12 protein-coding genes are annotated in these 13,715 nt (G+C 32.4%); 7 read left to right on the forward strand and 5 right to left on the reverse strand.

Annotated elements, in window-relative coordinates; all coding sequences use genetic code 11:
- The first annotated feature begins 193 nt into the window (after positions 1 to 193).
- Positions 194 to 508: a hypothetical protein gene (locus NRK67_10065; protein ID UUV19749.1), complete on the forward strand. Its 315-nt coding sequence runs from the start codon at positions 194 to 196 to the stop codon at positions 506 to 508.
- A gap of 31 nt (positions 509 to 539) precedes the next feature.
- Here the strand turns inward: NRK67_10065 and NRK67_10070 are convergent, their stop codons facing one another.
- Positions 540 to 1,892 carry an MATE family efflux transporter gene (locus tag NRK67_10070; GenBank protein ID UUV19750.1) on the reverse strand — a complete coding sequence of 451 codons (1,353 nt, stop codon included), beginning with the start codon at positions 1,890 to 1,892 and terminating at the stop codon, positions 540 to 542.
- A gap of 309 nt (positions 1,893 to 2,201) precedes the next feature.
- Here NRK67_10070 and NRK67_10075 point away from each other — a divergent pair, with 309 nt between their 5' ends.
- Complete coding sequence (locus NRK67_10075; protein UUV19751.1) at positions 2,202 to 3,104, forward strand: hypothetical protein; 903 nt, start codon at positions 2,202 to 2,204, stop codon at positions 3,102 to 3,104.
- Between the two features lie 98 nt (positions 3,105 to 3,202).
- On the opposite strand, the gene recR is transcribed toward NRK67_10075, so the two are convergent.
- Positions 3,203 to 3,796: a recombination mediator RecR gene (recR, locus tag NRK67_10080; GenBank protein ID UUV19921.1), complete on the reverse strand. Its 594-nt coding sequence runs from the start codon at positions 3,794 to 3,796 to the stop codon at positions 3,203 to 3,205.
- Positions 3,797 to 4,078: 282 nt separating this feature from the next.
- On the opposite strand from recR, the gene NRK67_10085 reads away from it, so the two are divergent.
- Positions 4,079 to 5,116: a hypothetical protein gene (locus NRK67_10085; GenBank protein UUV19752.1), complete on the forward strand. Its 1,038-nt coding sequence runs from the start codon at positions 4,079 to 4,081 to the stop codon at positions 5,114 to 5,116.
- 591 nt (positions 5,117 to 5,707) lie between these two features.
- Here NRK67_10085 and NRK67_10090 read toward each other — a convergent pair.
- Positions 5,708 to 6,019, reverse strand: a complete 312-nt coding sequence (locus NRK67_10090; GenBank protein ID UUV19753.1) for a DUF496 family protein — start codon at positions 6,017 to 6,019, stop codon at positions 5,708 to 5,710.
- A gap of 193 nt (positions 6,020 to 6,212) precedes the next feature.
- On the opposite strand from NRK67_10090, the gene NRK67_10095 reads away from it, so the two are divergent.
- Positions 6,213 to 7,070, forward strand: coding sequence for a MurR/RpiR family transcriptional regulator (locus tag NRK67_10095; protein UUV19754.1), 858 nt, complete (start codon positions 6,213 to 6,215; stop codon positions 7,068 to 7,070).
- A gap of 110 nt (positions 7,071 to 7,180) precedes the next feature.
- Here the strand turns inward: NRK67_10095 and NRK67_10100 are convergent, their stop codons facing one another.
- Positions 7,181 to 8,089 carry an acyl-ACP desaturase gene (locus tag NRK67_10100; protein UUV19755.1) on the reverse strand — a complete coding sequence of 303 codons (909 nt, stop codon included), beginning with the start codon at positions 8,087 to 8,089 and terminating at the stop codon, positions 7,181 to 7,183.
- Between the two features lie 385 nt (positions 8,090 to 8,474).
- Between NRK67_10100 and NRK67_10105 the strand changes: the two genes are divergently transcribed.
- The 3 genes from NRK67_10105 (at position 8,475) to NRK67_10115 (ending at position 12,483) form a co-directional block, all read left to right on the forward strand.
- Positions 8,475 to 10,148 carry a histidine kinase gene (locus NRK67_10105; protein ID UUV19756.1) on the forward strand — a complete coding sequence of 558 codons (1,674 nt, stop codon included), beginning with the start codon at positions 8,475 to 8,477 and terminating at the stop codon, positions 10,146 to 10,148.
- Positions 10,148 to 10,864, forward strand: a complete 717-nt coding sequence (locus NRK67_10110) for a LytTR family DNA-binding domain-containing protein (GenBank protein ID UUV19757.1) — start codon at positions 10,148 to 10,150, stop codon at positions 10,862 to 10,864. The genes NRK67_10105 and NRK67_10110 overlap by 1 nt, the downstream gene beginning before the upstream one ends.
- A gap of 191 nt (positions 10,865 to 11,055) precedes the next feature.
- On the forward strand, positions 11,056 to 12,483 hold the full coding sequence (locus tag NRK67_10115; GenBank protein ID UUV19758.1) for a carbon starvation protein A: 1,428 nt from the start codon (positions 11,056 to 11,058) through the stop codon (positions 12,481 to 12,483).
- Positions 12,484 to 12,612: 129 nt separating this feature from the next.
- On the opposite strand, the gene trpS is transcribed toward NRK67_10115, so the two are convergent.
- Complete coding sequence (trpS, locus tag NRK67_10120; protein UUV19759.1) at positions 12,613 to 13,575, reverse strand: tryptophan--tRNA ligase; 963 nt, start codon at positions 13,573 to 13,575, stop codon at positions 12,613 to 12,615.
- Positions 13,576 to 13,715: the final 140 nt, after the last annotated feature.

Below are 13,715 nucleotides of genomic sequence, written 5' to 3' on the forward strand. Positions count from 1 at the left end.
CTTTTAGGAGTGAGAATAAAATAGATATATAGAGAAAGGACTGGAAAATTTCCAGTCCTTTTTTTTTCTTTAATATTGTTTAATTTTAATTTTATTATTTTTCAATTAAATTTTTGTGAAAGGTAAAAAAAGATGTATAAAGTAATAGATGAAGATTATTTAGGGTGTATTATATTTATGGAGGGAGATTATTATGAAAAACCAAACTATAACTATCTGGGGGGAATTAAAGGATAGACTTAATATCTTAACTAAAGGATTTAGAATTTTATTATTAGAAAAACCTAAAACAAAGGAGGATATTTTATTTGAAATAGATGAATATCAAAAAAATAGGGAAGAAAAATATAGATATTTTGAAGAAAATAATGAACTACGAATGGAGAGAGATAATATAATTTATAAGATAGAAGTAATGGAAACAGTAAGAACTTTATTTTATCCTCAACCCAAATTAGGTACTATAGCAGGAACATGGATTATTGAAGTAACTGAAATTAGAAAGTAAAAAAATAAGGGATCCTTGGGATCCCTTATTTTTATGCCATGATATATTTATTTTTCCTCTTCCATAGACCTGACAGATAAAACAGGATGGAGATAACTCCTATGGCATTTGTAGCAATAGCTGTAGAATACCATAATGATCTTTCTCCTACAAAAATTCCTAGGATGAAAACAAGGGGAATTCTCAGGAGCCATAATCTAATAATGGTGATATACATGGATATCTTAGTATAACCGGCTCCCTGGTGTACTCCCATGATAATCTGAGAGATCCCCCATGCAACAGCTGTAGGTGTTGTAGCAATAAAAAATTCCTTTGTAAGTTTTTTTATTGAGGGGTCGGCGGTAAAGAAAGACAGGATATTCTCTGAAAATAAAATTATAATAACCGAACCTGAGAGGCTGATAAAAATACTTATAATTCCTAATTTTTTCACAGCTTCTTCAACTCTTTTTATCTTTCCGGCACCTATATTCTGACCAGCAATAGTAGTCATAGTAGCAGATAGACTGGTTCCCAGACTGAATAAAATACTATTTATCTTATTGCCCAGACCCACTGCTGCAATGACGGAACTACCATAACCAACAGCATAGGAATTGATAAGCATATTTCCTAAAGGAGAGGTAGACTTAGTGATAACAGCAGGAATTCCCAAGGCAAGGATGTATATAAAATCTTTCCTTGATATTTTAAGGTGCTTTTTTGAAATCCTTAATCCTTTTCCCTTATAAAATAAATCATAGATTCCATAGATGGTTAAAAATCCTTTTGAAACTACCGTAGCTATGGCAGCTCCTTTAATTCCTAAATTCATTTGAAATATTAAAATAGGATTGAGTAAAAGATTCAGACCAAGGGAAGCAATATTCAGATATAAAGGCTTCATGGTATCTCCTTCAGCTTGTTTTATAGAGAGATAACATACGTTTATAAAGGTGAAAAAAGTTCCCCAGAGAATGATTTTTAAATAACGGGAACTCTCTGCTAACAATACTCCGTGGGCATTTAGTGTTTCAAGGATTGGGTCTGAAAGAAAAACTCCTGCCAGCCCAATGAAGACAGATAAAATAGATGCTAAAAAAATAAGGTTACCGATATTTTTTTTAGCACCATCATAGTTTTTGGCTCCTATATTTTGAGAAACCATAGATAGCATAGGAACTGCTAACCCCATTCCAATAGCCATTATTCCATTTATTATTGGGTCAACAAAGGTAAGGGCCGCTACCTGTATACTTCCCATCTTCCCCATAAAAAACATGTCTGTAAGGGTATAGGCTCTTTGAATCAACTCACCAATCATGAGGGGAATGGAGATCTTTAAGATTACTTTATAGAGACTTTTATTAACTATCAAATCTCTGTGTTTTATATATTTCATTTAAAACTCCTTATATTATTAATTAGCTAAAAAACAACTCTTAGATGAGTTTAGCCAGAATGAAAAAATCTTTATATTTTATCACATATTTAATACTTTAACAACTGTAGCTTGCACTAGCCTTGAGTTATAAGGTTAAAATTATGAAGAAATCTTTATATTTTATATATATTTGAAATTTTTTAAGGTTATTTTTATATTTTTTTAACCTTAACTTGTTTAAACTTAAAAAAGTAGTATAATTGTAGCAATGATTTAAAATATAGGGAAATGAGGTCATCTATAAAATTAAAGTAGGGGGAAGAAAAAATGTTTGGAGAGTTAAAAAGAGGCAGGGGGGATTCAAAATATATCCTATCATTTCCTATATTTATTGTGTTATTCACCATAAATATAGGACTTTATTTGCTGGTATCACCAAAGGCGGTATATTTATTTTTGATACTTGGAATTATTGAATTTATCTTGGCAAAAAAAAGATTTAATGGGATAGTGAAATCTTCTAATATGAATATTTTATCCGCTTTATTTCTCCTGCTGCCAAGTATGATGGCATTAATATTTAACAATAGAAGCGAAGGATTTCCAATAGGAGTAGCAGGATTAATTGTTCTCCTAGGGCTCAAAGTTTATCTTATGGCAGCAAAAACGAGAAAAAGAGTTGTCATAAGGAGTTCTTCTAGTGGTTTATTCAATCTAATAACTCTTACATTGTTTATATCAAATTTTTATTTTATGATCTTTTACAACTATCAAAATAAAGTAAAATGGGTATCAAAAGTTCCCAGCGGAATAACTTCTAATCTAAAGTTTTCAGATCAAAATATTTCCTTTTTGACCAATGATGATTTTTTGAGAAGAGATGTCTATAATTTTCCCCAAACCTATATTGTTGATAAAGACACTGGAAAAACAACAGATATAGAAACAGGATATAAATTTCCTGAAGAGTTTAGCCCTTTTAAAGGAAAGGTAGAAAAAATAAGATACCAGAATTTAGAGATCTCAGTTACAGGGGATAAATTATATATTGAAGATACCTCTTCTAAAAAACAATTATTTAAATTTATAGTAAATGGAGATATAGTAACAACTCCTGTTGTGAAAGATAATATACTTTATCTTGCAGCCAATGGAAGGGCTGTTATGGATAAGGTTAAAAGGACAGATATTTTTGCAGTGGATATAAATTTTTTATTAGGAGATAAATAATAGGAATAAAAGATATTATTTTAAATTTATTGAAAAAGGTTAAAAAGAATATTTATAAAAAAATCACTCCTAATTAGGAGTGATTTTTAATATCCTGTCTACTGTTCTTTTCTATCGTTTAATGCTCTGTTGATAGTAGCAATATCGGAAAATTCAATATTTCCACCCATAGGAATTCCACTGGCGATCTTAGAGATCTTTACACCAAATGGTTTGAGTAATTTCATAAGATACATGGCTGTAGTTTCCCCTTCTAAATCAGGATTAAGAGCCAGAATAATCTCGTTTATTTCTTCAGCAGCTACCCTGGTTAAAAGTGATTTGATATTTAATTTATCCGGGGTTATCCCGCTGAGGGGAGCGATCTTTCCGTTTAAAACATGGTATTTACCGTTATATGACTTTGATTTTTCCAGGGCGATAATGTCTCTATTATCTTCTACAACACAGATGACAGAACTATCTCTAGTTTCATTATCACATATATCACAGATAGGAGATTCACTTAAGTTACCGCAGACTGTACATTTTTCAGTATTCTCCTTTACCTCGTAGACAGCTTTTATAAATTCCTCTATCTCATTTTTTTCCATCTCCAGGATATGAAATGCCAACCTGCTGGCAGATTTTTTCCCGATTCCCGGGAATCTATAAAAATAATCTGTTAATTTTTCTATACTTTTTGTTGCCAAATTTTTCACCTCTTTGAATTTAAATATTATATCTATTATTATAACATTTAAAACAATAAACTTCATCCTAAAGAAAAGAGGAGATGTTGATATTTTTTGATATATATATGTATATATATTTTTTTATTCTAACAATTGGTGGAGATAAAACCTGTAAATTAAGGTTAAAAGCCTTTACTAATCCTGGGATTCATTAGGTTAGAATATGTTTAAATCCCTCAATTATAAGGAGGGGAATTATCTAAAATCAAAACAAATAAGTTAATGGGAGGAGGAGTTATTTTGAAAAAAAATTTAATGTTATTAGGGGTAGTTGCCGTAATCCTTTCTTTAGTAGTGCATGTGTTTTTTTATGAAAAGGATTATAGTGGAACATATAAGGGAGTATACTGGAAGGGACACTCTAAAGGTGTGGCCTTGGAGGATGCTAAACAGAAGATCGAAACGGTTTTAACATTGGAGAAAGATGGAACAATTTCAGATGCCAGGATCGATTTTTTAGTCTTTAAAAATGGTGAGTGGATAGCCAGGAATAATCCTGAAGCCGAAGTATCTGTTGATTTTTCTGTAGACCCTGTGGCAGCTATTCCAGGATCAAACTACAAAAAAGGAATATCTATGTTTGATATAACAACTAATGATCTGATGGGATTTTATGCTGTAGCAGTAGATGATGATGGTAGTGTGGCTCTTGTAATATTAGATCCTGTTACCCGTTATCAGATGGAAGCTAAATTTAAGCCTGGTTTTGATTTTAATTCCAAGTTTAAAGATATAGTTATTAACAGAGAGTTGATTCCCACTGTAAGAGCTTCTAAAAGCGGACTTTTAAAACCTGAAAACTGGTCTGAACTGGAGGGGAAAAATTTATACGGGATCCATTTTTACGATAATGTAATTAAAGATCGTGGTGTTTTAGAGGGAACGGATGAAAATTCGACAATTCTTGAGATACTTAGTGCTCTAGGTGTAAAGTTTGAAAATGAAATCCCAGAGAAGATGGGATTAAAATATGGTTTCCATTCCAATGGTGGATGGCAGGGGAATTATAGTGCCATTGAAAATTATCTTGTCGGTAAAAATGCAAATCAAATCAAATCATTGATCGATTGGTCTCCTAAGAGGTATTCTGAAAGTATAGATGAAAATAATTATTTTGGGATAGATATACCTGCTGGTGCAACTAAAACCATTCAAGATTCATATGAAGGGATAGCAGGATCTACAGTGCGAATGTCAAGGGAGAACACTTCCTATATGGCTGCTTTGGTAGAAGCTGGCATTCTAGATGAAGAAGATGTAATTAAAGGGCGTTTTTAAAAAAATATTTTTTAGAATAATATTTATGCGACTTGATCTCTTTTAAAAGTCTTAAGGTTAAAACTATTTAAAAAGGGCGAAAAAAATGATGTTTCAAAGAGAAATAATATTAAAATAAAATAAAAGAACCTAGTGTAAAGGGGGAAATTATTATGTCTGAAAAGGAACTGAGAAATAAGGTTATTGAACTCTTCTAAAAGACATCTTTCTTTGGAGGAATAGAAGGAGAAGATACAGATATTGTTTTAGCAGTGATCCCCAAGACGACCTTCTCCCTTTTGGAAAATCAAAAACCCGAACTCTATGGAAAGTTAATACTCAAAATGTGGAAAGATGCCTCAAATTGCTAAAAGAGATAAAAGTTGGCTATAAAGGAAAAAAATGTGAAGAGCTATTATATTCATTAAGTAATATTGAAAAGGTATTAAACAATTAAAAAGAGGGAAACCTCTTTTTTTTATGTACAAGAACAATATTTAATTGTTCTTATTATTGCCTTAATATTTTGATATTATTAAATAAACCAATAGGAAGAAAATCTCTTTTCAATAAAAAAATGAAGGTTTCCCTTCATTTTTATATAACTGTTATTTAGTTATTTTCATTCATTTGGTTAGCCTGCATCAATTCCTTGATACTTTTATTAAGGTCTCTTCTTTCCTTTGAATATTCAGCAGTTCTAATGATGAAATCATCGATTCTATCCTCATAGTCACTCTTCATACCTTGAATGATATCCTTTATCTCAGATGTAGTCATATTATCCTTGATATATGATGATAAGTTGTCTAATAATTCAACTCTTTTTCTGTTATCTCTTATTTTTTTCTCAACATCAGTTACTTCTCTTTTGATTTTATTTTTTCTTCTCATATTTCTTACGATTTCTAAAGCGTTATCCATAATTTGTCCCTCCTATAAATTAATTGACTGTTACTACACCAATAGTATAACATATCATCTGTAAATATTTAAATAGATAGTGGATTAAATTATGTTCATTAAAACTTGATTTTGTAATTTTATTTCAAAAAAAAATAAAATTTTGCACAAATTTCAATAATGCTTTATAATTTGTAAAGGGGGTTGAATAAAAATGGATTGTATAACAAAATTAAAGGAAATGAAAGAGGTATTTACAAAGACAGAAAAAAAGATAGCTCAATATATTTTAGGGAATTTAGAAAACATAAAGGGGATGAGAGCCAAGGAATTAGGAGAATTAATAGGTATAAGCCAACCCAGCATAATTAGGTTTGCCAAAAAATTGGGATATAAGGGGTTTCCGGAATTTAAGATAGCTCTAAGTGAAGCAATAATAAGAAAAAAATCAAAAAAAACTAAGATAGTACACGACCAGATTTCAATGGATGACATAAGTTCGGAAGTTATAAAAAAAGTGGCCTATCAAAATATTGAAGCCATAAGAAATACTACTTCTATTGTGGATGTTTCAGATATGGAAGAAACTGTAGATGCCATATGTAAGGCTAGGAATATCTATATTTTAGGAGCTGGATTTTCAGGTCTGGTGGCCAAGAATTTGATGTATAAACTGTTGGAGATAAATCTAAGTGCCAGTTATCTGGATGATACCCATGTACAGTTGACCAGTATGAACAATACCACTCCTGAGGATTTGGTCTTTGCTATATCCCACAGCGGCCAGACATATGAGATAATTAAGTCTGTAGAGATAGCGAAAAAAAATGGGGCAAAGGTAATTACCCTGACCAAGGTAGTGGAAAATCCACTGAGTAAGTTGGCAGATATAGCCATTAAAACTGTAGCTGAAAATGTTAATTTCAGGCTGACTGCGATTTCCTCTACAATAACTCAGCTGACTGTGATAGATGCAATTTTTATCCTCCTCAGTAAGATTAACTATGAAAAAAACTTGAGTTTAGCCAAGAAAAATACAAAGACAGTGAAGATATTGAAGGTAAAGAAGTAGAAAAAGTCATCTAAAATTTAGATGACTTTTTCTATTTTAGGAAATTATTTGTAAAGCTGGATCTGTAATCTAAAACTTATGAAATAAATGAAAGACTATAACAATCTAAATTATGCCTGTCTGGATGCAACGTCACGTTGCTTTTTTAATCTGGCATTAATTCTTTTGATCTTCTCTAAATACTTTAAAATATTTTTCTGAGCTTCCTTTCCTTCTGAAGTAGTTGGCTCTAATTTAGCAATTTTCCACCTTTTAATAAGAACTTCTAAAACCTGGTTTACATATTCATCCGGGCCATATCCGGCTTTTTGAATGACCTTCATCCTATCATCAAAATCACTCAAAGATCCTCCGGGCATTTTGAAGTTTTTGATTACAGGCCAGACATGTGTTATTAAATTAGGATTCAGCTCCAGGTGTGCATCAACTATCTGGTTGTAGAAAGCATAGTGAGATGATTCATCCTTGGCTATTCTAAGGAGTAAATCGCTCAGTCCAGAGTCATATTGTTGTGCATACTTAGCTATATTTCTATAAAATACAACTGTTCCCAATTCCTGTAACGAAGTGTATACCATAGATGCCAGAGGTTCCGACAAGATAGAGTCCCATCCGGTAGTAAGGATCTCTTTTTTTACTTTGGTAAGCTCCTTAGGGTCAGCGTTTCTGGTCAAGATTAAGTAAGTTTCCAAAGCTGCGGCATGCTGGTCTTCCTCACTTACCCAAGTATGTACAAAATTTTGCAGGGGCTCTAAACTATCTGTAAACATATTATTTAAAAAAGTAGTATACCAGGGAAGATTTAATTCTGTCAGCATAGAAGTTTCTATTGCTGTGATCAACTCCTGAGGCAATGTATTTTGTGACTTATCATAGGGCAGGGTAGAAAAAGACTGCCCCCTATCCCAAGGCATATATTCATAAAAATTCCATTCCATTGATTCACTTTGTTTTTGGTGTCTTAAATATAAATTCATTATTTTTTCTTCTAAATCTATTTGATTTTTAATTGTATTCATCGTTACCTCCATATTATTAACATCGATATTTTTCTATAAACAAAGTTTACTAAACAAGTAAAGAAATGTCAACAAAAATATAATAACACCTGAAATTTTATTTTTCTAAGGTGATTGCTTAGAATATTTGGTGAGTTCAATCCTTTTAATACCAAAAGCCTATAATATTCTTGAGTTAGATAAAATTTCCTGCACGGGATTTCTTTGTTCTCATAGTTTGATACCTTTAATCAAATTAATTTTTAAAAAGTATCCATAGAGTTGTCACAACTTTAAACTTTATATTCATAATTGTGAGCAATAAGGTCCTGATAAACTTTTTGCAACACTCTTACTAATAGTGTAAAATGAACTTATATAAATATATTAATATAAAGGAGGAGTTATGTTCGGGCTTGTTGGAAATCTAATAAATAGTTTGGGTTATATCATAACGATAGCATTTTTCCTATCGAGGGCTAGGGGATTCAAACGATTAATAAAAAAAGAAAAATATACAAAACTAGATATGGTATTATTATCTCTAATATTTTCTGTACTTGCTATAGGTGGAACCTATATGGGAACAGATTATAATGGTGCCATAGCCAATACTAGAAATATCAGTGTAGTTGTAGCAGCGATTATAGGGGGACCTATGATCGGACTTATCACAGGATTAACTGCAGGGATCCACAGGATCATGATAGATCCCTATGGAATAACGGCAATTCCCTGTGGCATAGCCACTTTTTTAGGGGGCTGGGGACTGGGATACTTAAATAAACTCAATGTAAAAAATAAATATATATTGGGGTTTATAGGTGGAATTATTATTGAAAATATCAGTATGGGATTGATATTACTCATGTCAAAACCATTTTATCTGGCTTTAAATATAGTAGAAACTATATATTTTCCTATGGTTTTAGTAAATGCTTTGGGAGTAGCCATCGTAATATTAATAACAGAAAATATGATGCTGGAAGAAGACAGGGTAGCAGGGGAAGAGGCTAGGTTAGTTTTGGAGATAGCTAATAAAACATTGCCATATTTTAGAGATGTAAATAATGATTCGTTAAAAAATGTATGCAGGACTATACTGGAATCTTTAGGTGCTAAAATAGTGGTATTTACCGATATGGAAGATATAATTTCATATTGTGCCCAGGATGAGAAATATGAAATAACGCATACAAAGATTCGAGGGAATGTCACAAAGGAAGTGCTTAGAACAGGGAAGTTTAGAATGGTTAACAAGGATGACGAGGAAGAGAGAAAATTAGATTGTATCTCTGAGGATATTATTTCATTTATAATAGTACCACTCAAATCAGGAACTGAAGTAACTGGGGCATTAAAAGTTTATTTTTCGGAAAACTCTTATATATCGGAAAGAAATAAAAACCTAGTTCTGGGATTATCTGAGCTTATATCGACCCAGCTGGAGATAAGCAGGATAAAAAAGCTGGAGGAGATGGCCAGAGATGCAGAGATAAAAGCGTTACAAACTCAAATCAATCCGCATTTTTTATTCAATGCACTAAATACAATAACCTCTTTTGTGAGAATAGACCCTATTCAGGCCAGGAGTACAATTATTGATCTGGCGACCTATCTCAGATACAATTTGGACAATGGAAATAAACCTGTGGATATAGTTATGGAATTAGAGCAGGTAAAAGCCTATGTGAATATAGAAAAAGCAAGATTTTATGATAAAATAAATATGCACTATGAGATAGATGAAGATGTTAAACTGGTAAAGATACCAAGTTTGACAATTCAGCCCCTGGTAGAAAATGCAATACAGCACGGGCTTTTAAATGGAACAGGGGGAAAGGATATCTACCTCAAAATATACAGAGTAGATAAAAATAAAATACGTGTGATCATAGAAAATAATGGTAGGAGTATAGACCAGGAAGTGATCGATAAAATATATAGCGATAGCATTGAAAGCAGTAAGATAGGTCTTTATAATGTACATCGAAGGATAAAATTGATCTATGGAAAGGGATTGGATATAGAAAAATTAGAGGAGGGAACAAGGATAACTTTTGATATCAGGGGGGAATAATGAAGTGTATAATAATTGATGATGAATATCCGGCAAGGATGGAGCTACGATATTTTATAGAAAAATATGAAGAGTTAGAGATTGTAGGAGAGTTTGAAGATTCTATGTCAGCGCTTAATTTTTTTGAAAAAAATAGTGTGGATATAATCTTTTTAGATATAAATATGCCAAATATGAATGGGATGGTCTTAGCTAAATTAATATCGAAATTTGAAATAAAACCACAGATTATATTTATCACTGCATATGGTGAATATGCAGTGGATGCTTTCAGTATAAAAGCTTTTGACTATATATTAAAACCATATTCTGAGGAGAGGATAATAAAAACCTTAGATAGTTTAATAGAAAAAAACATAGAAGAAAAACCTAAGGAAGAGAAGAGTATCAACAGACTGACTTTGTGGAAGGGGGAAAAGATGTATGTTTTATCACTGGATGAAATCTATATTTTTGAAGCCTGTGAAAGGGAAACTAAGGTATATGCCAAGGGTGAAATATATTTTTCCAAACAGAAAATATCTGATTTGGAGGGAGAGCTGCCAAATATATTTTTCAGAACCCACAGATCATATATAGTGAATATAAATAAGATAAAAGAAATAATACCCTGGTTTAACAGTACGTATAACCTAAAGATAGAGGATTTGGATGTAGAAGTTCCTGTGAGCCGGAATAAGATAAAAGAATTTCGAACTTTATTGAATATAAAATAGAAAATAAAACTAAAAGTTCCAAAATAGAACTAGATGGCTTAATAAAGATCGGAACTTTAAAATGCATTTCATGACGAATATTTGTATTTAATGTTTGGAATTTTGTATTTTATCTCCAAATTACACCTTGAATCTATAATAGATGTATAATAATCATATCAAATATATTAAATTTATTTTAGGAGGACGATATGATTACTTTTTTAGTATCGATAGTTTTATTAGTTTTAGGTCATCTTTTTTATGGAAAATTTGTTGAGAAGGTATTTGGAGTAGATCCAAAAGCGAAAACACCAGCAATTAAGTTAGAGGATGGAGTAGACTTTATACCATTACCAGGTTGGAAAATATTTATGATTCAATTCTTAAATATTGCAGGATTAGGACCAATATTTGGAGCCATTGCAGGAGCTTTATTTGGACCGGTAGCATTTATATGGATTGTAATTGGATCAATATTTGCAGGTGGAGTACATGACTATATGTCAGGGATGTTATCACTTAGGAATGACGGTAGATCAGTACCGGAATTAGTCGGAAAATATTTAGGACAACCTTATAGAATGGCAATGAGAGTTATATCTGTAGTACTTTTAGTATTAGTAGGAGTAGTATTTGTAGCAGGACCTGCAACTATCTTACATGGATTAACAGGATTAAATGTACAAGTATTGATCTACATCATATTCGCTTACTATTTAATAGCAACATTAGTACCGGTAGATAAGATAATAGCTAAGATCTATCCATTGTTTGGAGCAGCGTTGTTATTCATGGCAGCTGGTGTAGGAGTAATGTTATTTGTAGGAGGATTTGAGATCCCTGAATTATTTGGAAATATAACAAATATGCAAGCAGCACCTATGAAAACTCCTATATTCCCAATGTTATTTATCACAATAGCATGTGGAGCAATATCAGGATTCCATTCAACTCAATCACCACTTATGGCAAGATGTTTAACTAATGAAAAGCAAGGTAGAAGTGTATTCTATGGTTCTATGATCGCAGAGGGTGTAGTAGCATTAGTATGGGCAGCAGCAGCAATGGCATTCTTTGGTGGAGTAAAAGGATTAGCAGGATTTGACGGGAATGCAGCAGCAATTGTAAATGTAATATCTAACTCATTATTAGGAAAAGTTGGAGGAGCATTGGCAGTATTTGGAGTAGTAGCAGCACCTATCACATCTGGAGATACAGCATTTAGAAGTGCAAGACTTACAATAGCAGATGCACTTAACTTTGAACAGCACTCTATGAAAAATAGATTATTAGTAGCTATCCCATTATTCGTTATTGGATTCTTCCTTTCAAAGGTAGACTTCAACATTGTATGGAGATATTTCGGATTCACTAACCAATTGATCGCAACTATCGTATTATGGACTTCTACAGCTTACTTTGTAAGAGAAAAGAAAAACTTCTGGATTACATATATTCCGGCAGTATTCATGACATCTGTGTGTATCGCATTCATAATGATGGCACCGATTGGATTTGGATTACCAGTAATGATGTCTAAGTATGCAGGAATTGCTTTAGCAATAGTTATCGGAGTAGTATTCTTAGCAGTAAAAGATAAGGTATACAATAAAGAAGGTAAAAAAGTAACAGCATAACCCCCCCTTACTCAGCCTTCTCCTACATGGGAAGGACAGAGTAAATAATATAATGTAACAGAAAAGAGAGAAGATCCAGATGGATCTTCTCTCTTTTAGTTTATTGACTAGTGATCAATAAATTATTTACTATATCAATCCTACTGCTTTCTTAACTTCTACCATCTTAGCTCTTGCAATTGCACTAGCTTTTTCAGCACCTTCAGCTAGTATTTTATCTACATATTCAGGGTTAGCTACTAATTCTTCACGTTTAGTTCTTGCTTCTGCAAAATGCTCCAGGATAGCTTCTAAAAGTTCTTTTTTAGCATGACCATATCCGTAGTTACCAGCTCTAAATTTTTCCTTCATCTCTTCTAATTTTTCAGGTGTAGCGAATAATTTATACAGGGTAGTTACATTGTTATCCGGGTCCTTAGGATCCTCTAACGGTGTAGAATCAGTTACAATACTCATTACCTGCTTTTTTAATGCTTTTTTAGATGCAAACATATCGATGGTATTACCATATGATTTTGACATCTTAGCTCCGTCTACTCCGGGAACCACAGCTGTACTCTCGACAATCATAGGTTCAGGAAGCTTGAAAGTTTCAGTGTATTTCTCATTGAACTTTGTAGCGATGTCACGGGTCATCTCCAGATGCTGTTTTTGGTCTTTTCCAACTGGAACCATATCTACATCATACATTAAGATATCCGCTGCCATAAGTACCGGATATGTAAATAATCCTGTATTAGATGAGATACCACGAGCACTCTTATCTTTAAAAGAATGACCTCTCTCTAAAAGTGACATTGGAGTAAGATTTGATAAAACCCACATAAGCTCTGTATGTTCCGGTACATGAGACTGGATGAAGATACTGGCTTTTGCAGGATCTACTCCTAATGCTAAGTAGTCTAAAACTACATCTCTGGTATTTTTACGCAGTGCATCTGCATCTGTAGAAGATGTAAGAGCATGGTAATCTGCTACGAAGAAGAGACAGTCGTTTTCTTCCTGGAATTTGATAAATTGTTGTATTGCACCAAAATAGTTTCCTATATGTAAGATTCCACTTGGTTGTATTCCTGATATTATTTTTTTCATGGTTCCCTCCTATAATAAAAAAAGACCAGTCGAGATGACTGGTCAAGTATATATGTTTTTCCTCTGATTCCATATTTTAATTTAGAATTAAAGGATAAAAAAGATATTACTATTGATTAGACGTCAATCTACTTAGATGA

The sequence above is a fragment of the Fusobacteria bacterium ZRK30 genome (assembly GCA_024628785.1).
GTDB lineage: Bacteria > Fusobacteriota > Fusobacteriia > Fusobacteriales > Fusobacteriaceae > Psychrilyobacter.